The 26,000-nt window shown below is 58.7% G+C and carries 22 protein-coding genes; 3 read left to right on the forward strand and 19 right to left on the reverse strand.

Annotation, left to right across the window (positions count from 1 at the left end; translation table 11 throughout):
* Positions 1-249 precede the first annotated feature (249 nt).
* From pyrF to IEW73_RS04715, 10 genes are all read right to left on the reverse strand, one after another.
* Positions 250-1,071: an orotidine-5'-phosphate decarboxylase gene (gene pyrF / locus IEW73_RS04670; protein WP_188671128.1), complete on the reverse strand. Its 822-nt coding sequence runs from the start codon at positions 1,069-1,071 to the stop codon at positions 250-252.
* The gene (carB, locus tag IEW73_RS04675) at positions 1,068-4,394 is read right to left on the reverse strand and encodes a carbamoyl-phosphate synthase large subunit (RefSeq protein ID WP_188671130.1); all 3,327 of its coding nucleotides are present in this window, start codon (positions 4,392-4,394) and stop codon (positions 1,068-1,070) included. Before carB ends, pyrF begins: the two co-directional genes overlap by 4 nt.
* On the reverse strand, positions 4,394-5,557 hold the full coding sequence (gene carA, locus IEW73_RS04680; protein ID WP_188671132.1) for a glutamine-hydrolyzing carbamoyl-phosphate synthase small subunit: 1,164 nt from the start codon (positions 5,555-5,557) through the stop codon (positions 4,394-4,396). Before carA ends, carB begins: the two co-directional genes overlap by 1 nt.
* Positions 5,554-6,081 carry a PH-like domain-containing protein gene (locus IEW73_RS04685; protein WP_188671134.1) on the reverse strand — a complete coding sequence of 176 codons (528 nt, stop codon included), beginning with the start codon at positions 6,079-6,081 and terminating at the stop codon, positions 5,554-5,556. The genes carA and IEW73_RS04685 overlap by 4 nt, the downstream gene beginning before the upstream one ends.
* Positions 6,078-7,382 carry a dihydroorotase gene (locus IEW73_RS04690; protein ID WP_188671136.1) on the reverse strand — a complete coding sequence of 435 codons (1,305 nt, stop codon included), beginning with the start codon at positions 7,380-7,382 and terminating at the stop codon, positions 6,078-6,080. The genes IEW73_RS04685 and IEW73_RS04690 overlap by 4 nt, the downstream gene beginning before the upstream one ends.
* The gene (locus IEW73_RS04695) at positions 7,379-8,320 is read right to left on the reverse strand and encodes an aspartate carbamoyltransferase catalytic subunit (protein WP_188671138.1); all 942 of its coding nucleotides are present in this window, start codon (positions 8,318-8,320) and stop codon (positions 7,379-7,381) included. The genes IEW73_RS04690 and IEW73_RS04695 overlap by 4 nt, the downstream gene beginning before the upstream one ends.
* Positions 8,317-8,925: a bifunctional pyr operon transcriptional regulator/uracil phosphoribosyltransferase PyrR gene (gene pyrR, locus IEW73_RS04700; RefSeq protein ID WP_188671140.1), complete on the reverse strand. Its 609-nt coding sequence runs from the start codon at positions 8,923-8,925 to the stop codon at positions 8,317-8,319. The genes IEW73_RS04695 and pyrR overlap by 4 nt, the downstream gene beginning before the upstream one ends.
* A 63-nt stretch (positions 8,926-8,988) precedes the next feature.
* Positions 8,989-9,654 carry a transcription antitermination factor NusB gene (nusB, locus tag IEW73_RS04705; RefSeq protein ID WP_188671142.1) on the reverse strand — a complete coding sequence of 222 codons (666 nt, stop codon included), beginning with the start codon at positions 9,652-9,654 and terminating at the stop codon, positions 8,989-8,991.
* On the reverse strand, positions 9,651-10,208 hold the full coding sequence (gene efp, locus IEW73_RS04710; protein WP_188671144.1) for an elongation factor P: 558 nt from the start codon (positions 10,206-10,208) through the stop codon (positions 9,651-9,653). The genes nusB and efp overlap by 4 nt, the downstream gene beginning before the upstream one ends.
* A gap of 111 nt (positions 10,209-10,319) precedes the next feature.
* Positions 10,320-11,504: a M24 family metallopeptidase gene (locus IEW73_RS04715; protein ID WP_229675755.1), complete on the reverse strand. Its 1,185-nt coding sequence runs from the start codon at positions 11,502-11,504 to the stop codon at positions 10,320-10,322.
* A 380-nt stretch (positions 11,505-11,884) separates the two neighbouring features.
* Between IEW73_RS04715 and IEW73_RS04720 the strand changes: the two genes are divergently transcribed.
* Positions 11,885-12,544, forward strand: coding sequence for a B-4DMT family transporter (locus tag IEW73_RS04720; protein WP_188671146.1), 660 nt, complete (start codon positions 11,885-11,887; stop codon positions 12,542-12,544).
* 76 nt (positions 12,545-12,620) lie between these two features.
* Here IEW73_RS04720 and aroB read toward each other — a convergent pair whose 3' ends face one another.
* The 9 genes from aroB to IEW73_RS04765 all read right to left on the reverse strand — a co-directional run bounded on the left by aroB (position 12,621) and on the right by IEW73_RS04765 (position 22,915).
* Positions 12,621-13,733, reverse strand: coding sequence for a 3-dehydroquinate synthase (gene aroB / locus IEW73_RS04725; RefSeq protein WP_188671148.1), 1,113 nt, complete (start codon positions 13,731-13,733; stop codon positions 12,621-12,623).
* Entirely contained in the window at positions 13,730-14,299 is a 570-nt protein-coding gene (locus IEW73_RS04730; RefSeq protein WP_188671151.1) for a shikimate kinase, read from the reverse strand. The genes aroB and IEW73_RS04730 overlap by 4 nt, the downstream gene beginning before the upstream one ends.
* On the reverse strand, positions 14,300-15,523 hold the full coding sequence (gene aroC, locus IEW73_RS04735; protein WP_279345066.1) for a chorismate synthase: 1,224 nt from the start codon (positions 15,521-15,523) through the stop codon (positions 14,300-14,302).
* Positions 15,524-15,569: 46 nt separating this feature from the next.
* Positions 15,570-16,034, reverse strand: a complete 465-nt coding sequence (locus IEW73_RS04740) for a prepilin peptidase (protein ID WP_188671155.1) — start codon at positions 16,032-16,034, stop codon at positions 15,570-15,572.
* A 20-nt stretch (positions 16,035-16,054) separates the two neighbouring features.
* Entirely contained in the window at positions 16,055-16,918 is an 864-nt protein-coding gene (locus IEW73_RS04745; protein ID WP_229675756.1) for a shikimate dehydrogenase, read from the reverse strand.
* Complete coding sequence (locus IEW73_RS04750) at positions 16,908-18,206, reverse strand: endolytic transglycosylase MltG (protein WP_229675757.1); 1,299 nt, start codon at positions 18,204-18,206, stop codon at positions 16,908-16,910. Before IEW73_RS04750 ends, IEW73_RS04745 begins: the two co-directional genes overlap by 11 nt.
* Positions 18,203-18,712 carry a Holliday junction resolvase RuvX gene (gene ruvX / locus IEW73_RS04755; protein WP_188671157.1) on the reverse strand — a complete coding sequence of 170 codons (510 nt, stop codon included), beginning with the start codon at positions 18,710-18,712 and terminating at the stop codon, positions 18,203-18,205. Before ruvX ends, IEW73_RS04750 begins: the two co-directional genes overlap by 4 nt.
* A 28-nt stretch (positions 18,713-18,740) precedes the next feature.
* Positions 18,741-21,410, reverse strand: a complete 2,670-nt coding sequence (alaS, locus tag IEW73_RS04760) for an alanine--tRNA ligase (protein WP_188671158.1) — start codon at positions 21,408-21,410, stop codon at positions 18,741-18,743.
* Positions 21,411-21,526: 116 nt separating this feature from the next.
* Positions 21,527-22,915, reverse strand: coding sequence for a replication-associated recombination protein A (locus IEW73_RS04765; protein ID WP_229675759.1), 1,389 nt, complete (start codon positions 22,913-22,915; stop codon positions 21,527-21,529).
* A gap of 105 nt (positions 22,916-23,020) precedes the next feature.
* Between IEW73_RS04765 and IEW73_RS04770 the strand changes: the two genes are divergently transcribed.
* On the forward strand, positions 23,021-24,727 hold the full coding sequence (locus IEW73_RS04770) for an alkaline phosphatase D family protein (protein WP_188671160.1): 1,707 nt from the start codon (positions 23,021-23,023) through the stop codon (positions 24,725-24,727).
* The gene (locus IEW73_RS04775) at positions 24,724-25,986 is read left to right on the forward strand and encodes an alkaline phosphatase family protein (protein WP_188671162.1); all 1,263 of its coding nucleotides are present in this window, start codon (positions 24,724-24,726) and stop codon (positions 25,984-25,986) included. Before IEW73_RS04770 ends, IEW73_RS04775 begins: the two co-directional genes overlap by 4 nt.
* Positions 25,987-26,000 lie beyond the last annotated feature (14 nt).

The raw sequence follows: 26,000 nt of genomic DNA on the forward strand, positions 1-26,000 counted from the left end.
TTCCTCCGTCTCATTTACAATCGTTTATCTCACCGCGAGGACGCGGCGAGAGCGACCGTACACAGTTTGCCCATGTGACGCGAAGCCACCAGGGCGCGTGTGTCGGTCTCACGCACTTCAAATGCGCCTCGACCATACCGCGCATCTAGGCGAACACAGCATCAAACTTGGCGACACGCTGGGGAAATACAAGAATTTGTTACGTTCGAGCACTTTCCACAGCCCAGATTGTGGCGCAGATCACAATATTTAGTTCGTCAGGAAAGCAAACGAATCCACGAACTCCGACAAAGCGGACTTCAGCGCGGCGACCGACGGACCATGCTTGAGTACCTCACGGGAAACCGCAGGGAGCGCAGCCCTTCGATGCTCCCCCATCACGCGTTCCACGTCCGCAGGCGTACCGCCTTGGGCCCCAACTCCAGGGAGAAGTATCGGCCCACAGAGCTTCGATACGTCTGGTGGGTCAGCCACCGTTGCACCAATAACGGTGCCAAACGATCCGCGCGGGGAGGCGTTGCGCAACCCCACCTCGTCAACAATCAACTGTGCGACGGTACGGCCATCATCTGATATTGCACGTTGAACCTGCGGCCCCTCCGGATTCGACGTCGCCGCAAGCACGAACACTCCACGCCCCGACGCCGATGCCGCCTCAAACACGGGATCTAGCGACCCAATACCTAGGTAAGGGGAAACAGTGACGGCATCGGCCGCTAACGGAGACCCATCGCTCAGCCAGGCACGTGCATAAGCAGCCATCGTCGAACCAATGTCCCCTCGCTTAGCGTCTGCCAACACTAAAGCGCCCCGCTGTTGGAGTTCACCCGTCACTGTTTCGAGAACCTGGAGTCCCGCCGAACCGTAGGACTCATAAAACGCCACCTGAGGTTTGACGACAGCCGCTAGGTCACCGAAGGCTTCAACACAGATTTCGCTGAATGCCCGCAACCCTCCAACAGTGTCGTCAAGTCCCCACGAGCGCAACAGTGGTGGATGCGGATCGATCCCGACGCACAGTGCGCCCCGTTCCGCAGTCGCCGACCACAAGCGCTCACCAAATGGTGTCATCCGCGCAGCACCTTGTGGAGTACCTGAAGCGGCTGCACACCGATGTCACCCCGCCGCAGTGCTTCAATACCTTGAACCGCGGCAGCAGCACCTTGGACGGTCGTAATGCAAGGAGTCGACGTGGCTACAGCCGCATTGCGGATTTCGTATCCGTCCACACGCGGGCCAGAGTTGCCATACGGCGTATTGATCACCATGTCGACCTCGCCATCGCGAATCTGATCGACAATGGTCCGCTCCCCTTCGGCAAGGTTCTCGCCAGACAGCTTCCGAACCTCAGTGCATGGGATTCCATTGCGGCGCAACATCTCTGCAGTACCTTGCGTCGCAAGAATCGTGAAGCCCAAGTCTGCGAGCCGCTTGACAGGGAACACCAACGAACGCTTGTCGCGGTTTGCAACCGAAACGAACACGGTGCCCTCAGTAGGCAGGGACCCGTAAGCCGCTGACTGGCTCTTCGCGAACGCTGTACCGAAGTCAGCGTCAATGCCCATGACCTCACCCGTCGACTTCATCTCTGGGCTCAGTAGCGTATCCACTCCTGAGCCGTCAGCGCGACGGAACCTATTGAACGGAAGTACAGCTTCTTTCACCGCAATCGCAGAGTTCACCGGCATCGTGCCGCCGTCGCCTGTAGCTGGGAGCAGCCCACAGTCGCGGAGGTCTTGAATGGATTCGCCCAGCATGACACGCGCCGCAGCCTTCGCCAACGGCACCGCGGTGGCCTTCGACACGAACGGAACCGTGCGGCTCGCACGAGGGTTCGCCTCAAGCACATACAGGGTGTCGTCTTTAAGGGCGTACTGCACGTTTAGCAGGCCCTTAACGCCGATTCCTGCTGCGAGAGCCTCTGTTGACCTGCGCACCGCTTCGAGGTCTGACCGGCCCAAGGTGATGGGAGGCAAAGCACACGCGGAGTCACCGGAATGAATTCCAGCTTCCTCGATGTGCTCCATAACTCCACCGATGTACACCTCAGTGCCGTCACACAGAGCGTCAACGTCGATCTCGATGGCGTCATCGAGGAACTTGTCGACCAGCACAGGGTGATCCGCAGTCAGTTCAGTGGAGCGAGAGATGTAGTCCTCGAGGGACTTTTCGTCGTACACAATCTCCATGCCGCGCCCACCAAGCACGTAGGACGGGCGCACAAGAACGGGGTAACCAATTCCTGCAGCCACAGCACGTGCCTGAGCAAAACTCGTTGCCGTACCAAACTTAGGAGCAGGAAGCCCGGCGTTGTTGAGGACCTCACCAAACTCGCCACGGTCCTCAGCGAGGTTGATCGCCGCTGGAGTTGTTCCAACGATGGGAACTCCGGCTTGCTGTAGCTTCTCTGCGAGCTTCAGCGGAGTCTGTCCACCAAGTTGCACAATGACACCAGCGACGGTTCCTGATTCGCTTTCCGCGTTGTAGACCTCGAGAACATCCTCAAGTGTGAGGGGTTCGAAGTAGAGCCTGTCGGCGGTGTCATAGTCCGTGGACACCGTCTCTGGGTTGCAGTTCACCATGACGGTTTCGTACCCCGCCTGCGTTAGTGTCATCGCGGCGTGGACGCACGAGTAATCAAACTCGATGCCTTGCCCGATACGGTTCGGGCCGGAACCCAGAATCAGCACCTTTTGACGTTCAGTCTGCTGTGCGACTTCACTCTCAGCTGCAGGGTCAAGCTCGTATGTGGAGTAGTGGTAGGGCGTTTTTGCCTCAAACTCTGCCGCACAGGTGTCAACGGTTTTGTAGACAGGTCGGACGCCCAAACGATGCCGGAGCACCCGAACGCCCGCTTCGCCTGCGAGTTCCGGGCGCAAGGCCGCAATCTGCCTGTCTGAGAGGCCATTGTTTTTCGCGCGCCGCAACAAACCGGCATCAAGTACTGGTGCGTCGAGGACTTCCTGACGCAGCTCTACCAGGGCCGCGATTTCGGCGATGAACCACGGGTCGATCCATGTCGCCTTGACAACCTGCTCCTGGGTTGCGCCCATTCGAAGAGCCTGCTCAACGCGGTAGATGCGACCGTCGCGCGGGACGTGGATGTCTTCGAGAAGCGCTTCGAGACTGTCGAACTCGGCATCCGGGGTGGTCCAGAAGCTCGTGGCCGAGGTTTCCATCGACCGCAGAACCTTGCCAAGAGCCTCACGGAAGCTGCGCCCAAGGGACATAGCTTCACCGACGGACTTCATCGTGGTTGTCAGCGTTGCATCAGCCCCGGGAAACTTTTCAAAAGCAAACCGAGGGGCTTTGACGACGACGTAGTCGAGGGTTGGTTCGAAACATGCAGGTGTTTCTTTGGTGATGTCATTGACGATCTCGTCGAGTGTGTACCCAATCGCCAGTTTCGCAGCGATCTTGGCGATCGGAAACCCAGTTGCTTTCGACGCCAGCGCGGAAGACCGTGATACGCGTGGGTTCATCTCGATGACGACGAGGCGCCCATCGTCGGGATTTACGGCGAACTGAATGTTGCATCCGCCGGTTTCGACGCCGACTTCACGCAGGATCGCGATGCCCACATCACGCATGTGCTGGTATTCGCGGTCGGTGAGCGTCATCGCAGGGGCGACCGTGATGGAGTCGCCTGTGTGCACGCCCATCGGGTCGAAGTTCTCGATGGAACACACGATCACAACATTGTCGCGACTGTCGCGCATCAGTTCGAGTTCGTACTCTTTCCACCCAAGGATTGACTCCTCGATGAGCACGTTAGCTGTCGGAGATGCCGACAACCCGCCGCCGCCGATGCGTACGAGGTCTTCCTCGTTGTACGCCATCCCTGAACCAAGCCCGCCCATGGTGAAACTTGGGCGCACGACAACGGGATAGCCAAGTTCGGCTACTGTGTCGCGGCATTCGTCCATGGTGTAGCAGACACGTGAGCGTGCTGATTCACCACCGATGGTGGCAACGATGTCCTTAAACTTCTGGCGGTCTTCTCCGCGCTGGATTGCCTCAAAGTCTGCGCCAATGAGTTCGACGTTGTACTTCTCCAACGAACCACGTTCGTGCAAAGCGACAGCTGTATTGAGGGCTGTCTGCCCGCCTAGTGTGGCGAGTAGGGCGTCGATCGGATGGCCCTCAGCGGCCTCGCGTTCGATGACTTTTTCAACAAACTCAGCAGTGATCGGTTCGACGTACGTGGCGTCGGCGAACTCGGGGTCGGTCATGATCGTTGCCGGGTTGGAGTTGACCAAGGTGACGCGTAGGCCCTCTTCTTTGAGGACGCGGCAAGCCTGAGTTCCGGAGTAGTCAAACTCGCATGCCTGGCCAATCACGATCGGGCCGGAACCAATGACGAGAACGTGGTTGAGGTCTGTGCGGCGTGGCATTACACAGTGCCTTTCTTGGCGGTGGCATCAAGTTGCGTGATGAATTGATCGAACAGGTACGCGGCGTCGTGTGGTCCGGCTGCGGCTTCGGGGTGGTACTGCACGGAGAAAGCAGACCCGTCGAGCAGTCGGACGCCTTCCACGGTGCCGTCGTTAGCACACGTGTGGCTGATAGTGGCTCGGCCGAATGGAGTGTCAAATTCGTAGCCAGCTTCGCCTTCCAGCGCGAACCCGTGGTTCTGAGCCGTGATGGAGACTTTGCCGGTTGAGTGATCAATGACCGGAATATTGATACCGCGGTGGCCGAACTTCATTTTGTACGTTGACAGTCCCAATGCGCGCCCGAGGATCTGGTTACCGAAGCAAATCCCGAACAGGGGCAGTCGCTGGCCCAATATTGATTTGGTGAGCTGCACAGCGTTGTTCGCTGTCGCTGGGTCACCGGGGCCGTTCGATAGGAAGACACCATCTGGTTCGAGTTCCAGAATGTCTTCGAGCGTGACTGTGCTGGGCACAACGTGGACCCGCAAACCACGCTGCGCGAACATGCGCGGCGTATTCGTCTTGATCCCGAGGTCGACCGCCACAATAGTGAAGCGTGGTTCGCCTTCAGGTTCGATCGTGTATCCGGTACGTGTAGACACTTCGTCCGCAAGGTTGGCGCCCAGCATTGAGGGCTGGTTGCGAACTCGGTCAAGCATTGTGTCAAGATCAGCTAGAGCGTCGCCGGAGAACACACCTGCGCGCATCGCACCAAAATTGCGCAGGTGGCGCACCGCTGCACGGGTGTCGATGCCTTGGATTCCAACAATCCCTTGGCGCACGAGTTCGTCTTCAAGGCTGCCAGTGGAGCGCCAGTTCGACGTGGCTCGAGTTGATTCCCGAATCACATATCCGGCAACCCAGATCTTGCCCGCCGGGCCAGCGTCTTCGGCGCCGTTGGAGCCGTACGATTCACTATCTTCGTTGTTCCACCCGGTGTTGCCGATTTGCGGGGCTGTGGAGAGCACGATCTGTCGGTGATAACTCGGATCGGTGAGCGTCTCCTGGTAGCCGGTCATGCCGGTACTGAACACAGCCTCACCGAGAGTTTGTCCTTCTGCCCCGAAACTGCGGCCCCGATATACATTGCCGTCTTCGAGTACGAGAGCTGCTTCGCTCACTCGTCTACACCGCTCTTTCCGTTCTTCAACGTACTGTCGTCCCCTGTCCACAGTGCTAACCACTGCGGATATTCGTGTTTGTCCACGGCGCGTACACCGCTGTCGATCTCGGCGCCGGTACTCGTGCGCCAACGGATAATCAAAATTCCATCTTTAGACATCACCTTGCCGGCGTGCCCACGTTCAGTACGAAGTCCCAGGACCTGGTCTTTCGGTATCCACACATCGCTCGCCCCTTGCCGGGCCAGCAGGATGCCACCGTTGAATGCAAGAAGTTCGCAGTTTGCTCTGTCGCCAAGATCTCCCACCGCGACGCGGTTAATCCACGATGGAGCCAACGTAGAGCCGACGTACAGGCCCTCGCTGGGGCCAAGAACCGGGTCGCCAAGGTCCGATGGGATTGGCGCCAATGGACCGACAATCCCTTCTTGCAGTTCGCCGCGCCGACGCCATGCACGGATCATCATCCACACAAGTAGCGCCCACACCGCTAACAGCAAGACGGTCAGCAAAAAACGTGTCATAGCGGAAACACCGTGCCCTCCCGTGCGGTAATTCTGCCTCTGAGCATCGTGAGATCCACCGTTGCCGGTAGAACCATCCCCTCGAACGGGTTGTTTGTCGACAAGCTCGCAAATTCATCACTCTTAACAGCCCACTCGGCGTCTGGATTAACCAGTGCGAGGTTGGCTGGCTCGCCCACCGCGATCGGTCGGCCCTGATCAGTGAGTTGCACGATTTCGGCAGGGCGTTCGCTCATCACCCGCGCAACGTCTCGCCACGTCAGGAGACCAGGCTTGACCATGACCTCCGCAATGATCGAAAGCGACGTCTGCAACCCGAGCATCCCAGGGCGCGCATGCGCGAAACCGCAGCACTTGTCTTGCGCGGCATGGGGCGCGTGATCAGTGGCAACACAGTCGATGATGCCCGCCGCCAACGCAGACCTCAACGCTTGGACATCCGACTGCTCGCGAAGAGGAGGATTGACCTTATTCACAGCGTCGTAGGTTTCGAGCCGTGAATCGTCTAGAAGGAGATGATGCGGCGTAACTTCTGCCGTGATGTTGATGCCCTGCGCTTTTGCCCACTTCACCAGCTCGACAGTGCCTGCAGTCGAAGCGTGGCAGATGTGCACGCGGTAGCCAGAATCTCGCGCAAGAAGAGCATCACGAGCAACGATGGCTTCCTCGGCGGCGCGCGGCCAACCAGTAAGGCCAAGCCGAGCTGCTGTGGGTCCCTCATGCGCCACAGCACCGACCGTCAATCGCGGTTCTTCTGCGTGCTGCGCAATAAGCACACCTAGACCGCGGGCATATTCGAGAGCACGACGCATCACTAGTGGGTTTTCGACACATACCCCGTCGTCGGAAAACATCCTCACGCGTGCTTTGCCGTTGGCCATCGACGCCATTTCGGTGAGCTGCTTGCCCTTCAACCCCACCGTGATCGCGCCAACTGGGTGCACGTCAACAAGTCCAATTTCTTGACCTCGTTGCCACACGTGATCAGTCACAACCGCGCTGTCGGCGACGGGATCCGTGTTGGCCATCGCGAAGACTGCCGTGAAACCGCCCAGCGCCGCGGCAGCGGACCCGGTGGCAACTGTTTCGGTATCTTCCCGACCGGGCTCACGAAGATGCGTATGAATATCGACCAGGCCTGGTAGCAAAATCCGCCCAGCACCATCGATTACCTCTGCGTCGGACGACCCGGCCGTGTCAGTGCCGATTTCGCGAATCACACCGTCGCGGACGAGCACATTCGTGCGCTCACCGTCCCCATACAGAACAACATTGGTCAGCAAAATCTCGGTGTGTGTCATACGTTCTCCTCCACACCCACAAGTAGACGGAAGAGTACTGCCATGCGCATGTGGACACCGTTCGTAACTTGTTCCAACACCGTAGTTTTAGGCGAATCGGCCACCGAGTATCCAATCTCCATTCCGCGCACCATCGGACCGGGGTGCATTACCACCGCGTGGTCACGCAACATTGCCAGGCGCCGGTCGTTCAGCCCGTAAGTGATGGAGTACTCCCGCGCTGATGGGAAAAACCCGCCATTCATGCGTTCGGATTGCACCCGCAACATCATCACCGCGTCAGCGGAGGGAAGTTCGGCGTCCAAGTTGTATCCGACTGTTACTGGCCATGTTTCGATACCCACCGGCATCAATGTTGGCGGTGCGACGAGAACAACCTCCGCACCAAGCATCGACAGCAAGAGTGCATTTGATCGAGCTACTCGGCTATGCAGGACGTCGCCAACAATCACCACCCGACGGCCGTCCAGTCCCCCGAGCCGCTGACGCAAGGTGTATGCGTCGAGAAGTGCCTGCGTGGGATGCTCGTGCGTGCCGTCACCGGCATTGATCACGGACGGCCCTGTGCCATCCGCTGCGGTAGTCCATCCCGCAATTAAGTGCGCCGCCCCGGAATCGGGGTGTCGCACAACAAGCGCATCCGCACCTGCACGATGCAATGTCATGGCCGTGTCCCGCAGTGATTCGCCCTTGGAGACCGAGGAGGCGCTGACACCAACATTGATCACGTCGGCGCTCATCCACTTGCCCGCGACTTCAAACGACACTCGCGTGCGGGTCGAGTTCTCGTAAAAGACCGTCATGATCGTGCGGCCTCGAAGCGTCGGCAATTTGCGCACTTCGCGCCCAGCGAGCGCTTGCTCGAACCGGCTTGCTTCATCGAGTAGATCTGTTGCCGAATCGCGTGTCAGATCTTGAATTGAAAGAAGATGTTTCATGCCGCCCCGCCTACTGGCCTCAGAACCACGGCATCACGGCCATCATGCTCACTGACCAAAACCGACACATCCTCAGACCTAGAAGTCGGAATGTTTTTCCCAACGTAATCAGCGCGGATAGGCAGCTCACGGTGTCCGCGATCAACGAGAACGGCTAGTTGAACAACACGTGGCCTTCCGACATCGCGGAGAGCGTCCAGGGCGGAACGCACAGTGCGTCCAGAAAACAGCACATCGTCGACGAGTATGACGGCACAGTGATCAACACCGCCGGGCGGCATTGAGGTGCGTTCAAGCGGACGGTGCGGCTTGTTGCGAAGGTCATCACGATACAACGTGGTGTCGAGTGATCCCACGGGCACGACAACGCCAGAAAACTCAAGGATCTTGTCAGCAAGCCGCTGAGCAAGCGTTGTCCCTCGTGTCGGGATGCCGATAAGAACAACGGCGCTTTCGCGTTCGCTCTGATCGAGCGCGGTCTTCTCGATAATTTGATGCGCCATGCGCGCTATCGTCCGCTTAACATCTGCAGCGGTGAGCAACTCACGACCGTCCCCACGAGGGGACGATGAGTTCTCCGCTACAGACGATTCATCTGGGGGCACCCAGACCTCCTTCTCCGCCTCACTGGACGGACCGTTAAAGGATGTCGCTCTGCACGCGTGACTCTACCAGTCTTGGCTCGAGTCCGTTTTTTCAGCGTCCTGTCCCGAAGCGGCGACCTCGCCGGAGTCAACCTCAGCGTCAAGAACACCCGAATCTTCAGAGTCAGCGGCAGCGTCAGCGGCGTCAGAGTTAGCGTCAGCACCGTCCTGAGCAGCCTGTGCGTCTCGGAATTCCTGCGCCGAAGCCTCGATTGTCGCGGCTAGAGCCGCAGCCTGGCCTTCAGCAGCGCGGAGTTGAGGAACGATATGCACAAGGTGACCGAGCACGCCATTGATAAAGCCGGGCGAATCATCGGTGGACAGTTCTTTGGCGAGCTCGACAGCCTCATCCACGGCAACGACCTCAGGAACATCCACTGCGTAGAGCAATTCCCAGATCGCGACGCGCATGATGGCGCGGTCAACTGCAGGAAGCCGCTCCAGCGTCCACTCATGTAGGTGCGAAGCAATGACATCGTCAAGCCGTGCCCGTTGCTCGGACACGCCAACCACAAGCGTGTGGGTGTACTCCGCAATCGGCGCGACCACTTCATCGCGAGCAAGCGCAACGCGCTCGCCGAGGACGGTTCGTGCGTCTTCGCTGCGCGCTTCTGCCTCGAACAGCAGATCTACAGCGCGCCGACGAGCCTTGTGTCGAGCTCCGAGCTTCTTGAAGCGATTAGTGCTCACGTGCGACCGAGGTAGTTGCCATCGCGGGAATCGACCTTCAGCTTGTCGCCGATGTTGATAAACAACGGCACCTGAATTTCCGCGCCCGTTTCCAGTGTTGCGGGCTTTGAACCGCCTGTGGAACGGTCACCTTGAAGACCTGGGTCCGTGTGCTGAACAACAAGCTCCACAGTTACCGGAAGCTCAACGTACAGCGGCAAATCATCGTGGATCGCAACCTGAACAACAGTGTTTTCGAGCAGGAAGCGCGCGCTGTCGCCCACAACCTGTTCGGTAACATTGATCTGCTCGTAAGTCTGGCCATCCATGAACACGAAGTCGGAGCCGTCGCGGTACAAGAACGTCATGTCACGGCGATCAACCGTTGCTGGCTCAACCTTGACACCGGCGTTCCAAGTCTTGTCGACAGTCTTGCCCGACAGTACGTTTTTCATTTTCGTGCGGACAAACGCTGGCCCCTTGCCAGGCTTGACATGCTGAAATTCGATTATCTGCCATAGCTGGCCCTCAATCTTGAGGACGAGCCCGTTTTTGAAGTCAGCAGTCGTCGCCACGACGTGTTTCCCCTATGTGTTCGAGATCTCCACATGATCAGTGTCGTTCATGATCAGTGTCGTCAATGTCTTTTTACTGTCTTATTGCTCGGCTCTTTTGATTCCACGTGCCTACACCACAGTGAGTTGCTTACTGGTTTTCGTGAGCAACTCGGGACCCCCACTTTCGGAAGCGGTCCCCTCACTGGCGGCAGAAACGACTAGCGTGTCCTCAATCCTTACACCACCGCGGCCCGGCAAATAGATGCCCGGTTCCACAGTGATAGCAGTCTTGCAGCGTAGTCTACTGTCGGCATTCTTCGCCACTGACGGTGCTTCATGTATCTCAAGCCCCACCCCGTGCCCAGTGCTGTGCACAAAGAATTTTCCATAACCAGCACCTTCAATTACGGCCCGTGCCGCAGCGTCTACCGACCCAGTGCTTGCGCCCTCCACTGCCGCCGCACACCCTGCTTCCTGTGCACGCCTGACAACCTCGTAGATTTCGCGTTGCCAATCAGAGGCCGGTGCTCCCACGACGAAGGTGCGAGTCATATCTGAGTGGTAACCATCAACGACAGCACCAAAATCAATTTTGACAAAGTCCCCTGGCGCTATGACCGAGTCGGTTGGGCGATGATGTGGGATAGCGGAGTGCGCACCTGCCGCAACAATGGTTTCGAATGCCACTGCCTGCCCGCCGTGATCATAAATGAGGTTTTCCAGGGCTCGAGCCACAAACCGTTCGGTGACACCGGGTCGAAGTACCCCCTGCGCAAGTACGTCGGCGAGCGCGGCATCGCCCACAGCGCACGCCTGCGAGAGGGCTCGAATCTCCAACTCGTCTTTCACGCAGCGAAGTTGTTCGACGGCACCTTCGGTTGGAATCCATTCAATTGTTGTCGAGTCGTTTTCACCAACTGCTGCAATCTTGTTGAACAGCGCGACCGTTGTTACATGACTTTCGAAAGCCACGCGGCGAAGTCCTACTGCAGCAGCATGTTGGGCTAGATGCACGGAACCTAACCGGGCGAACTCTACGTGCACATTGGGCGCCTGCTGCTGCACCTGGGTGGTGTAGCGACCGTCTGTACTCAATATTGCGTCGTGGTCGCCGCCTATCGCGCCGCTCATGACAAGCAGCGCAGCATGCGACCCTGTAAACCCGGTGAGATAGCGAACATTGATAGTGCTGGTCACTAACAGTGCGTCGGCGCCTTGCGCTTCGATTTCGGCTCTGAGCTGACCTCTTCGTCGCGCAAAGACGTCGATACTCCCAGGAGAGTGTGGGTCAGTTGCTAGCGACTTGTTTTCCACAACGCCACGATACGCATTTCGGGCACGGGTGAGCGATTCGGGCACCGGCGACCAACTTTCCCTCCACTAGCAGCCAACGCTGTTCCCCCAATCCCTCAAACCAATTGCAGTGATTTACATCACTCGCTCTGTGTGATCAGTGACGTGCGCTCAATCGGCGCGAAATGATGAGGGAGACGATCGCACGTTAGACCGTTTTGACCGGATACCTCCAGCGCACATCTGCCTCGTGCTTGAGTCCCACCGGAGGGCTCGCTACCCTTCACCACTAACAATCACCAGCCTCGGCTATCACATTTTTTCGTGTGATGGGGATAAAAATTGGCATATACCTGTGGGTTGTCACACATCACGTTTTAGTTACCGCTACTCTTCATTCTATGAATTTGTGGCTCATCCGTGGTCTGGTCATCGCAGCCGTTGTGACGTTTATCCGAGCGTTGCTAGGCATTGGCATCTATACCTGGCCTGAATCCGGCTCAACGCAAGTTTCAATCGCGCTCATCGTCGCCCTTGCCATCGGGTTCGTATGGCCGCTCCTTGATGGCTACAGCGACGGTAAAGAGTTTGAAGATGAAGAGGACCGTGCGGACCTCACAATCCTATGGCTGAAGTCACTGACTGCCGGTGCTGTGATCTCCGGTTTTGTTTCGTGGCTGCTCACCTTCGCCATCCCGGGTATCGGCGGCTTCAACTTGTTCGTTGAACTTACGATCGGTGCGGGTTTCCTCATTCTTCTGCTCTCGATCCCGGCCCTCATAGGCATTATGCTCGGACGCTTTCTTGGCGACCGTGCTCGACGTCGCTCCACACCACCAGTTGAAGAGGACGAATACGGCCGCCACCACGTCGTGGCGCATCACCAGAAGGAACCAGTCAAGGTTTCTACCGGACCAGGTCTCGCTGGAACGGCTGTGCACCACCATGATCACCCGGACCACCAGGATGCCAGCTTTAGTGAGACCGACTACCGTGACGACGACTTTGCAGCTGAACGCGCTGACATCGTTGATGGAGACGCGCGCGACGACCGCCGCTGACTAGAAACCAAATGTTGCCGTGACACCTTGGTGTCACGGCAACATTTGTTTACGGCAGTTACTTAGGTGAAACCACTCAGAGCAGGACTGCGCCCGAGTTTGGCTTCTCATCTTCTCGCGCAATTACCGAGTAGGCAGCGGCGAGCAGTGTCGGGTCTGGTCCCTCAAGTCGACCTGGTTTCGCCAACCCATCGAGCACTACGAATCGCAACAGGCCTGAGCGGTTCTTCTTGTCGGACTTCATGCCTTCCATCAAGTCACCAAACGCGTCAGCGTCGTAGGTGGTTGGCAAACCAATGAGCTTCAGGATTCGCGCATGGCGATCAGCGGTCTCGTCGTCAAGACGGCCAGCTAGTCGGCCCAACTCTGCCGCGAACACCATCCCCACAGCCACAGCGGCGCCGTGACGCCACTTGTATCGCTCACGCCGTTCCAGGGCATGGCCCAAAGTGTGACCATAATTCAGGATTTCCCGGAGGTTTGATTCCTTCAGGTCTGCCGCCACGACATTTGCTTTGACTTCGATGGACCGCTTGATCAGTTCAGGAAGAACTGAACCAGTCGGATCGAGCGCTAGCTCAGGGTCAGCTTCAATCAAGTCTAGAATCACTGGATCAGCGATGAAACCGGCCTTGATAACTTCGGCCATACCGGCAGCGATCTCGTTGCGTGGCAATGTTTCGAGCGTCGCGAGGTCTACAAAGACACCTGCTGGCTCATGGAACACACCAACAAGGTTTTTCCCGGCCTCAGTGTTAATGCCTGTCTTGCCGCCCACCGCTGCGTCAACCATCGCGAGCAGTGTGGTTGGAACATGAACAATTTTCACGCCCCTCATCCACGTTCCTGCCACGAAACCAGCAAGGTCGGTCGCTGCGCCGCCTCCTAAACTGACAATTGCGTCAGTACGAGACAACCCGATCCTGCCCAGGACTTCCCAGCAGAACCCAGCAACGGCAAGTTCCTTACCGTCTTCAGCATCCGGAATTTCAATGCGGTGTGCATCCGTGCCTTGTTCTTCAAGCGCAGCCCGCAACGCTTCCGCGGTATTCGCCAACGATGGTTGATAAAACACAGCGATCGTCGACACACCGCGAAGTTGTTCCACAATGTCACCGAGGAGACCACGACCTATCACCACCGAGTATGGCTGTTCGGTGCGTACTTCCACCTTTACCGGCTCAGTCACTGCTGCCCCTCTGTTCGTTTTTCGCGCCTCATCGAATTCGGCCAACGGGCGCGTGGCTTTTCGCTTTCTAGTTTTCGGACAATGTACTGCACCACACGTCCGGGGCTTCGACCTTCCGTCCGCACCCGCATCGACGCCACATTGCGATAAATCGGCCGTCGTATGCGCATAAGTTCGCGGTACTTACTGCTCGGGTCATCACCCACCAGCAGTGGCCGGGAATTATTGGCGCCTGTGCGCCGCAACCCCTCAGCCACACTGATTTCAAGATAAATCACTGTGACGCCACTCAAATTCTTCTGCGTGACCGGCGACAACACTGCACCGCCACCGAGTGACACCACGCCTGACTGCTCAGCGATAGCTCGTGCGACGACATCTTCCTCGATCGCACGAAAACCGGATTCACCGTCCGTCGCGAAGATCTCCGGAATGCTTCGACCAGTTTCCCGCTCAATTGCCACATCAGTGTCAAAGAACGACACCTTCAACGCGGAAGCAAGACGCCGACCAATGGTGGATTTACCCGCCCCCGGCGGACCCACCAGTACCGCTCTCGGTGCCACTCAGACCGCTTCTCCCGCGTCGGTGGCGTTGTCAGCGTGCCATTGCATGCGTTCTTCGATCTCAGCAAGATAGGTGGTGATGTTGCGTTTCGTTTCGCTGAGCGAATCGCCGCCGAACTTTTCAAGAACTGCTTGCGCGACAACAAGTGCGACCATTGCTTCTGCGACGACACCCGCTGCAGGCACCGCGCACACATCGGAACGCTGATGGATCGCGACGGCTTCATTTCCTGTACTCATGTCGACGGTGCGCAACGCACGCGGCACAGTCGAAATCGGCTTCATCGCGGCCCGCACGCGCAACGGCTGACCATTGGTCATACCGCCTTCGAGGCCACCTGCCCGATTCGAGAGGCGAAGAACGCCGTCGGGTCCGGGAGTCATCTCATCGTGTGCGGCAGACCCGCGGCGACGCGCCGTTTCAAATCCGTCGCCGATCTCGACACCCTTAATGGCTTGAATGCCCATGAGAGCCGAGGCGAGGCGGGCATCGAGTCGGCTATCACCGCTGATGAAGGAGCCCAGACCAATAGGGAGCCCATGCACGACAACTTCGACAACACCGCCGAGGGTGTCGCCTGCACGCTTAGCCGCTTCGATCTCTTTGATCATGGCCTCTTCGGCGGACTTATCGAATGCCCGTACTGGGCTATCGTCGATCGCCGAAAGGTCCTCTGCGAACGGAACTGCGTCGGACTCCGTACAAGCCGCACCGATACTCACGATGTGCGACACAACATCGACGCCGAGGGCTTGCTTCAGAAATACCCGCGCAACAGTGCCCACAGCAACACGCGCCGCCGTTTCGCGAGCACTTGCGCGCTCCAGCACAGGTCGGGCGTCATCGAACCCGTACTTCAACATGCCAGCGAAATCGGCATGCCCCGGGCGAGGACGCGTGAGTGGTTCGTTTCGCGCCAAATCCTTCAAGACGGCTTCGTCTACGGGGTCAGGTGACATTACCTGCTCCCATTTCGGCCACTCTGTGTTCCCAACCTGTATAGCGATGGGGCCACCCAGTGTCTTTCCATGACGAATACCGCCGAGGATGGTGACTTGATCAGCTTCAAATTTCATCCGCGCACCACGCCCGTAGCCGAGGCGGCGCCGAGCAAGGTGCTCAGCGATGTCATTCGAAGTGACGTCGACACCGGCGACCATGCCCTCAAGCATGGCCATGAGTGCGGGTCCGTGTGATTCTCCAGCAGTTATCCAGCGCAGCACGTGTTCCATCTTCCCACGAATTCAGGACGGTATTCGCACCCACCCACTACGCGAGCCCCGACGCATACGCGAGAGCGATAGCGGCCAGGGCAGTGCCGCACAGGGACGGTCCGTGGGGTAAGCGTATACGCCCGCGCTTCCGTGCCGCATTGCCCCACCGCGACTTCGCCATCAAAACCAGTCCACACAACACTGTGACCAGCGGTGCGGTAGCGGCAGCGAGAAACCACACAGCGGGGCCGTAAGCGCCGGTCAGAGCGCCGATTCCGACCGCAAGCTTGACATCACCCGCACCCATTCCACGGGACGACACAAGGTGTGGCACTAGGTACACCGCAGCAAGTGCGGCGCCACCGATAATTGCTGCCCACCCATGACCGGCGATAGCTGAAGCCACAACAATCGCGAACGCACCAGGCAATGTCAGCCAATTAGGGAGACGGCGATACCGAAAATCGTAAAAGGTAAGCGCAACCATCCATGGAATCGCTGCGAGCGTGACCCACCCCATGCCCGTACCGTGCAGCGTTTCTAGTCTGCAGCGGCCAAAGCCGCCATCATCGCGGCCTTGGGCGCAGGCTTGCCCGTAAACAACTCCACCTGCCCGTAAGCTTGGTTGAGGAGCATGCTTAACCCTCCCACCACGCTTCCACCGCGCTCTTGGACTGCGGTAGCAAGCGGTGTGGGCCACGGGTTGTAGATGACATCAAGAACACGCGGTGCGGCGGCTGCGGCTTCACTGAATGGTGCCATTGCCGCTGCTGGGATGGTGCTGACAAGGACATCAGCACGGGCGGCGACGTCTGCCATCGAAGAAAAAGCCGTGAACGAAACATCCAGACCAGCGTTGTGCCCGCATTCGATGGTGTCGGCGGCACGGTCGCGATCTCGAGCCACCAATGCAACTTCGGTTACACCGAGGCTCGCCAGCGCGACAAGCGCCGGCCGAGCGGTTCCGCCGGCGCCGACAACGACACAGCGACCCCCAGTGAGGTCGTCAGCGCCAAGTTCGTGAAGCGCCCCAATGACCCCATCGATGTCTGTGCAGTCCGCGAGCCAACCGGTGGGAGTGCGAACCAACGTGTTTGCTGACCCCACCGCCACTGCGCGGGGTGTGCGTTCGGTGGCAAATTCGAGCGCTTCTACCTTCCCCGGCATTGTGACGGACAACCCCACCCATTCCGGGCCGAGGCCTGAAACAAGTGCAGCCAACGATCCAGCTGGACATTCGATGCGATCGTAGGACCAATCGGTAAGCCCGAGTGCGGCGAAAGCGGCATTGTGCAGTATTGGTGACTTGGAGTGCTCAATCGGGCTTCCAAGCACTGCCGCTCTGCGCCGCACACTATCTGCATCCAATGGTTTATCAGCGTCCACTGGTTTATCAGCGACCACTGGCGAAAACACCGTTCTGACGCGCGACCTCCACGTAGCGGTTGTGCTCTTCAAACGTGTTTGTGAACATCGTCGTACCGTCGAGGTCGATCGTCACGAAGTAGATCCACTCGCCGTCTTCGGGGTTTTCTGTCCCTCGGAGCGCCTCCACGCTCGGTGAGCTGATGGGGGTCTGCGGCAAGCCCGTCATTGCGTAGGTGTTCCACGGTGTCACGCGGCCCCGGTCAGCGTCTGTAGTGCCGATCTCTACCGTGTCGAGTGCGTAGTTGACCGTGGAGTCGAACTGCAACATCATCCCGATGTCCAAGCGGTTAAGGATTACCCGTGCAACTTTGGCGAAGTCTTCGGGTTGTGATTCCCGTTCAACTAAGGAAGCGATGATGAGGGCTTCGTACGGGGTGACGCCGATGCTCTCGCTGGTTTGTTGGATGCCAGTGGCTTCGTAGGCGCGGGCACTGCGCGTCACCAATTCCGCGATGATTTCGGTGGGGCTGCCTGATGGATCTACATTCCATCGTCCCGCCGCAATGAGGCCTTCGATTCGGCGCCCTGGATCCTCGGCGCGTTCTACTTCGGCGCGCGCCCACTCGGGTACACCCAAATCATTCAAGTCACTGGAGGCTACTGCCTGCCTAAACGCGTCGGGGTCCGCGCAGGTGCTTTCTCCGTCGAGTTCGATGCAGGTCGCATCGGCAATCAGGGTGTAGATTCCGGGCGTCACCGCGCCAGTTGTCGAGACAATGTCGTCGAGTTGGCGACCTTCGGCGATGGTGAACGCTCCCACGCGCAACTCAGGGTTTGTCAGCATGTCTACTGCGACCGACGCAGGGATCTGTGTCCGCACCTTGTAGTACCCGGGCTGAATCGAGGCTAATTCGTCACGTCCGTGAGCTGCACCCATGAATGCCGCAGTACTTTTAATTACGTCGTTTTCAACCAAGGTGGTTGCGATATCGGTTCCGACGTCGCCTTCTTGGATTCTGATGACGACGTCATTGACACCGGTACCCTCATAGTCAGGAGTTGGTGATGGACGACGGTCGTCGATGAACGACTTCGCGATGAAAAATGCGCCGATGCCGAGAAGCAACACCAATACGAGAAATAGCACCATGCCGCGGCGACGTCTACGCCGCCTGGCGCGCTCGCGTTCGCGACGAACGTGTTGAGGTGTTCCCGCGCCTACTCCTACCCATTCAGGTTCTGCACGCGTGACACCCCAATCGTCGTCACCGTGCCCCTCAGGCAGTCCGGAGTTTCCGGCTTGGTGATCCCTTTTATCGCTCACTCACGATCCTCCATCGCGGGTTGGTGGCGCCTTCGCTCGTCAAGCCAGCCCTGTAAAATTCCCACTGCTGCCACTTGGTCGATGACGCCACGCTGTTTTCGAGCCTTCTTGCCACTGGCACGAAGATCGCGTTGCGCAACGACTGTGGTGAGTCGCTCGTCTGCCAGTCGAACAGGCACGGTCTCGATCTTGTCCTGCAAGCGTCCAGCGAAGTCAATCGCGATATCTGCGGCAGATCCCCGCTCGCCACGCAAGGTCCTGGGCAACCCAACGACAACTTCCACTGCACCATATTCGTCGATGATGTCAGCAATAGCGCCGAGTTCTGGGAAATCAGCCGTGTCCCGCGATGTGCGTGTCACAGTTGTGACCGGTGAGGCGAGGATGCCGTCTGGATCAGACACCGCCACACCGATGCGAACTGACCCCACATCGATTCCGATTCGTCGACCACGGCCGGGGTCGTCAGGTCCTGGCCTGTCTGGGGTGATGCTGTCGTGTGTCACGCCGGTCTCCGATACCTAATACGACTCATTACTTCGCGTTCGCGGACACTGACTCGCGCAGCGCAGCTATCGCGGCCGCGATCCCTGCCTCATTAGAGCCTGAGCCTTGCGCCATGTCAGGCTTGCCGCCACCGCGGCCTTCAATGAGAGGCGCGACATTGCGAACCAAATCGCCTGCTTTCAGTCCCACGGCGCGTGCTGCCTCCGTCGTTGCGATGACGAATGGAACCTTCCCGTCGCTTGCGCTGAACAAAGCAACGACGGCGGCTTCACTGCCAAGGCGGCCACGGACGTCAGCGACGAGTGTGCGCACGTCTGCGGCACCAATGCCGTCAGGCGCTTGTTGAGCAACAACCAGGACATCGCCCAAGCGTTCGGCAGACGCTGCAAGCGACCCAGCAGACGCGAGGACTGCGGCGGCGCGGTGCTTTTCGAGTTCCTTCTCTGCCGATTTAAGCCGCTCCACAAGTGATTCGACTCGCGTAGGTACGTCCTCGGGCGAAACCTTCAGTGCCGCCGCTACCCCTTCAAGAAGTGCTCGTTCCCTGGCGAGGTACTTGTAGGAATCCATGCCGACATACGCTTCAACGCGGCGCACACCAGACCCGACGGATGACTCGCCAAGGATTGTCACTGGGCCAACATCAGCGGAGCTGTGGACGTGGGTTCCTGCACACAGTTCCATGGAGAACGGGCCACCCATTTCGACGACCCTCACGCGGTCGCCGTAGTTTTCACCGAACAGCGCAAGCGCACCCATTGAGCGAGCTTTCGCGAGGTCGGTCTCAAAGATGTTGACTGGATAGTTCGCGAGCATTGCTTCGTTGGTGACTTCTTCGATTTCTTGCCGGACCGAGTCCGACAACCCGCCCTGCCACGAAAAGTCGAACCGCAAGTAGCCGGGCTTGTTCATGGAACCGGCCTGGACTGCGTTGGGGCCTAGGATTTGCCGCAACGCCGCGTGCACCAAGTGCGTGCCGGAGTGGCCCTGGGTTGCGCCGCGGCGCCATTGCGGATCGACCTGGGCGAGGACGTCGCTGCCCTCCACGATTTCACCTTCGTCAACGGTGACCTTGTGGATCCAGAGCTTCTTGCCGATCTTCTGCACGTCGTTCACGGACAGCGCGAGTCCCGCTGCGGTGATGCGCCCAATATCGGCCATCTGGCCGCCCGACTCTGCGTACAGCGGCGACCGGTCAAGGATGACTTCGATCTCTTGGCCCTGAGTGGCATGTCGAACCCGCTGCCCATCAAGAATGAGGCCGAGAACCCTGGCTTCGGAGTTCAGCTCGGTGTAACCGGTGAATTCGGTGGGGTGCGTGTCAAGAAGTTCCTTGTAGACCGACTGGTCAGCGTGCGCTTGCTTGCGCGAATGGGCGTCAGCTTTGGCGCGCTGCCGCTGCTCAGCCATCAAGGTGCGGAATCCCTCTTCGTCCACACTCAACCCGGCTTCGCTTGCCATCTCAAGGGTTAGATCGATGGGGAATCCGTAGGTGTCATGCAACGCAAACGCTTCACTGCCAGCGAGGGTTGTCTTCCCAGCTGTGCGGGCTTCAGTAGCTGCCAATTCGAACAATCGTGAGCCCGTGTCAAGCGTGCGTAGGAACGCTGCTTCTTCGCCGACGGCTACCCGTTCGATTCGCTCGAAATCCGTGGCAAGGTCAGGGTACGAAGGCGACATCATTGTGCTTACGACGGACATGAATTCGGCCATCACCGGTTGAGTTGCGCCCAGTAGCCGAGCTGAGCGCACAATGCGCCGTAGAAGTCGGCGGAGTACATACCCGCGGCCCTCGTTGCTGGGGTTTACACCGTCTGCGATGAGCATCGCTGCTGTGCGTGCGTGATCCGCGATGACACGGAAGCGCACATCGTTTTCGTCACTGCCGACGTGGTAGCGGCTACCGCTGAGCTCCTCGGCCTTTTCGATGACCGGACGTACGAGGTCCGTCTCATAAACATTGTCGACACCTTGTAGCAGCAGCGCGACGCGTTCCACGCCCATGCCCGTGTCGATGTTCTTCTTCGGGAGTACGCCCACCGGTGGGTTGCCGAGTTTGGGGCTCAATTCACCGCGTTCGTCTTGCATGAACACGAGGTTCCAAATTTCGAGGTAGCGGTCCTCGTCGACAATCGGGCCGCCTTCTTTGCCGTACTGCGGACCACGGTCGTAGTAGATCTCGGAACATGGTCCGCCGGGACCTGGCACACCCATGTCCCAGTAGTTGTCTTTGCCATCCCGGAACTGAATGCGCTCATCTGGAATCCCGGCTACGCGACGCCAAATTTCTGCGGCCTCGGGATCCTGTTCGTAGGCAGTAACCCAGATCCGCTCGGGGTCAAACCCATAGCCGCCTTCTTCCTGGGACTTGGTGATGAGCTCCCAGGCGAACGTGATGGCGCCTTCTTTGAAGTAGTCGCCGAACGAAAAGTTTCCGGCCATCTGGAAGAAGGTGTTGTGGCGCGTAGTCTTGCCCACCTCTTCGATGTCGCCGGTCCGAACGCACTTCTGCACGCTAGTGGCACGCGGGTAAGGCGGAGTTTGCTGGCCTAGGAAATACGGTTTGAACTGAACCATCCCGGCATTGACGAAGAGCAGGTTTGGGTCGTCAAGGATGAGAGACGCGCTCGGCACCTCCACGTGACCTGCCTTGACGAAGTGGTCGAGAAATCGCCTGCGGATCTCGTGGGTTTGCACTGCTGGTCCTCACTTGAAGTAGTAGCCACTAGTGGGTGGTGGTCAAAAGACTCGGCCGATTGCCTCGTTCAGGGTACCGGCAAACTTGAGTTCCTTCTCACACGGTGCGCTTGCGGTCAGTTTTGGCCTCGAATGATTCGTCGAAGTTTGGGCAATCGCACTGAAATTTCGCGCTCGTAGCCGTGGTTGGTGGGCCGATAGTAGTCAGTTCCAACGAGGTCATCTGGTGGATATTGTTGGGGCAGCACACCGTCAGCATTGTCGTGTGGATATTGGTAGCCGACCGCGTTACCAAGTCCCGTTGCGCCTGAATAGTGGCCGTCGCGCAAATGCGTCGGCACCGGACCTGATTTGCCCTTCGCGACATCGGTCATAGCGGCGTTGAGAGCTGCGACGACCCCATTAGATTTTGGTGCCGTAGCGAGATGAATAGTGGCATGGGTGAGCGTAAGCCCAGCTTCGGGCATACCGATTAGTTGGACGGCTTGCGCCGCAGCGATTGCAGTCTGCAGCGCAGTGGGGTCCGCCATTCCGATGTCCTCGCTGGCATGGATGACGAGCCTGCGCGCAATGAACCGTGGGTCCTCCCCCGCTGTGATCATGCGAGCGAGATAGTGCAGTGCGGCGTCGACATCAGAGCCACGTATTGATTTGATGAAGGCGCTGATGATGTCGTAGTGCTGGTCGCCGTCGCGGTCGTATCGGACCGCAGCCCTATCGACCGAGGTTTCTACCGTGTGTAGGTCAATGGTTGCAGCCGGGCTGGCATCAGCCTGTTGTCGGGCGAACGCCGACTCCGCTGCAGCCTCCAACGCAGTCAAAGCGCGCCGAGCATCGCCGCTAGAAAGTGCGATGAGGTGGTCGCGGGCATCGTCTGTGAGAGTGGCTGCGTTGGCGAGCCCACGCGGGTCTGTGACGGCTCGGTCGATGAGCTCACCTATTGCATTGGCGTCGAGCGGGAGCAGCTGCAAGATCAAGGAACGCGACAACAGCGGTGCCACCACGGAAAAGGACGGGTTTTCTGTCGTGGCGGCCACTAAGAGAACTATTCGGTTTTCGACGGCCGCTAGCAGCGCATCTTGCTGCGTTTTTGAGAAACGATGCACCTCGTCGATGAACAACACGGTTTGCTGTCCGTGCAGTAGGCGTTGGCGGGCTAAATCAATGACCGCCCGCACGTCTTTGACACCTGCGGAAAGCGCCGATAGCGCTTCGAACCGGCGCCCGGTGGCAGTAGAGATCATCGAGGCCATCGTGGTTTTACCGGTTCCAGGCGGGCCGTAAAGGACCACCGATGCCGCGCCCACGCCTTCAACGAGTCGACGCAGCGGAGATGCTGGCGTTAAGAGGTGGTCCTGCCCGAGGACTTCATCTAACGTCCGTGGACGCATCCGCACAGCTAGCGGTGGAATCGTGTTGTAGGTCGTTGGTGATTCAGCAGTGTCGTCGAGATCGGGGTTGTCGAGATCGGGGCCGAACAGCCCTGCGTCGACGTTTTCGCTCACATGAGCGAGGCTACCGGATGGCCACTGGTGAATACCACGTGAATTGTGAGTGTGTGCTCCGCCGAAAGCATTGCCGCGTTATATTCAACGGTGTGTGATGAACGGATGCGACCGACAAACCATCCACTGCCGCGGCGGCAAGTGCTTCGAGCCGGGATTGTTGTGCCGACGGCGATTGGGGCGAGCACGTTCATCAGTCGCGCGCATGCGCAAACATCATCTGCTGGCGCGCCCAGCCACCCGTTTATGCACGGTGTCGCATCGGGCGATCCCACCCACAACAGTGTCATATTGTGGACTCGCGTCACTCCAAACGCCGACGCGACACCGGGATCAGGCGTCGGACCAGCGGTTACGGTTCGCTGGGAAGTAAGTACCGACCAAACATTTGCGGTGCGCGTAGCCGAAGGATCAACGACCACCGACGTTGACCGCGACCACACAGTGAAGGTGGACGCACGCGATCTTCAACCGCAGACTGGATACTTTTTTCGATTCTCCATAGTGGACGCAAGTCAAGCTCGGATCTACTCACCCGTCGGCCGAACTGCCACCACTCCTGCGCCCCACCAGCACGTTGACCGCCTGCGGTTTGGTGTTGTGTCGTGTTCCAACTGGGAAGCCGGATATTTCTCTGCATACCGGCACCTCGCCGACAGGCGTGACCTCGACGCCGTACTTCACCTCGGCGATTATCTGTATGAGTATCGCCCCGGCAAGTACGGAGCCAAGTTCGGCTCTGTTCGCGAACACATTCCCGCCCGCGACATCGTCACCTTGGCCGATTACCGGATGCGGCACGGACAGTACAAGACTGACGCTGACCTCCAAAGTCTCCACCAAAAAGTACCCGTCATAGCCATTTGGGATGATCATGAATCGGCCAACGACGCCTGGGTGGCGGGCGCGGAGAATCATGACCCCGTCACCCAAGGCGACTGGCGAACGCGATACCGAAACGCGTTGCAGGCATACCTTGAGTGGATGCCCATTCGGCCTGGCGGTTCCGGAGACAGACTCTACCGGCGGCTCAGCTATGGTTCCCTTCTCGAGCTCACGATGATCGACCTGCGCTCGTATCGGGATGAACCAGCGGTAGCGGTGACGGGATGGCGCGACGTTGATGCACCCCACCGGAGCATTACAGGTGCGCAGCAGTTCGAATGGTTTGTCACAGGGCTCACAACCGCGGCGGCACAGTGGAAATTTGTTGGCAATCCAGTGATGATCTCCCCGTTCTTGATTCCGCCACTAGAACCAGCGACCACTGCTGCTCTAACTCAACTGCTTGGGATCCCTTCTGACGGAGCACCGCTTAATACAGATCAGTGGGACGGGTATGCGGCGGAACGAGCGCGACTTTTCTCGGCCCTGACCACGACAAATACCCGTGATGTTGTCTTTCTCACGGGCGATATTCACATGTCGTGGGCCAATGAACTCCCCCTCAATGCGGCAAATTATCCGGCAGCGGGAACGGTTGGCGTCGAATTTGTTGTGCCCTCAGTGACATCAAAAAATGTGGACGACATTCTCCAGGTACCGCCGCGCACTGTTGGGTTAGCGGCCGAGGCAGCGATCCAAGCTACGAACAACCACGTTCGCTTTGTCGAAGTCGATTCGCACGGCTACGGAGTGTGCGAAGTAACGCCCGACCACGCCCAGATGGACTGGTTTTTCATTCAAGATCCAGTCAACCCAAACAGTGCGTCTCGGCACGCGCACTCACTCAGAACTGCATCGCAGTCCGCACGCCTCACACCTGCGGCGCCACTGGATCCAACGAGTCACACTTCAAGGAGCTCCGCATGACGGCTGCCAACATCACACGACGAGCTGTCCTCGCGGGTGGGACGAGCGCACTAGCTGCAGGCATATTTGCGGCACACAGCAGCGCGACTCCGCTGAACGGTAGCGGCGAAGCCCTCGAAGTGCACGTCATCGTCATCGACGGGCTACGAAACGATGAAGTAAACCCCGATCTCATGCCCCATGTGGCGAGCCTGGACTCTGCCAGCATCAGGTACGCCAACGCCAATGCCATTCAAATCGCGGAAACCCTCCCGAATCACACCGCCATGATGACCGGCGTCTCCCCAGCGAGATCAGGCGTCCCCGCAAACAAAATTTATGACCGTGACGAACGCAAGTTCCGTAATCTTGATCGCCCGCAAGACCTCACGGCGCCAACAATCCTGGAACGTCTGCGCACCGAACGTGGGATCACGACCGCAAGTGTGTTGTCGAAGGACTACCTGCACGGGCTGTTCCAGGGCCGCGCGACAGTGCACTGGAACCCTGCCCCACTCATCCCTCTCACTGACCATGCACCCGACGCCGCGACAATGGATGCGCTTCTTCGCATCATGGTCGATCATTCACCCCGCATGACGTTCACCAACTTAGGTGACGTAGACCGCGTGGGGCACATCGACGTCACAGGTAACGATATTCGGCTCGCGCGCACAGCCGCCGTGCGCCACACGGATACGCAAGTCCGGCGATTCGTTTCCTTCCTCAAGGAGAGCGGACGGTGGAACCGGAGCGTGGTCATACTCATTGCAGACCATTCAATGGACTGGTCAAGACCGCTTTCCCTCATCAGCTTGCATGTACCGTTCTCCCTCGACCCGATGCTGCGGGACAACATCGAAATCGCAGACAACGGTGGCGCCTCGTTGTGGTACTGGACCGGCGACCCGGCATTACGCGATGATGCGGTGGAGCGCATGCGACAGATCGCGATGCTTCACCCGGGCATTGACTCAGTTCACGCAGCAGGGGTGTTGAATCTGGGTCCTCGAGGCGGCGATGCGGTGGCGTTCTGCAAACCGGGCTGGCGGTTCACCGACCCAACTGTGCTGTCAAACCCCATTCCTGGAAACCACGGCCACGGCGTGACATTACCTATCCCGCTGATTGTCACGGGAGGTCATCCACAACTGCCAGGCAAGCTCACGGTCAGCGACGCAGTCACCACCATGGATGTTGCTCCCACCGTGGCGGCACTCTTTGGTTTGGTCCCACCGCCGAACGGGTGGGACGGCACAGCCCTACCCGCCGTGATGTAACTGGCGAACAGTGG

The sequence above is a fragment of the Hoyosella rhizosphaerae genome, assembly GCF_014643175.1.
GTDB classification, from domain to species: Bacteria; Actinomycetota; Actinomycetes; order Mycobacteriales; family Mycobacteriaceae; genus Lolliginicoccus; species Lolliginicoccus rhizosphaerae.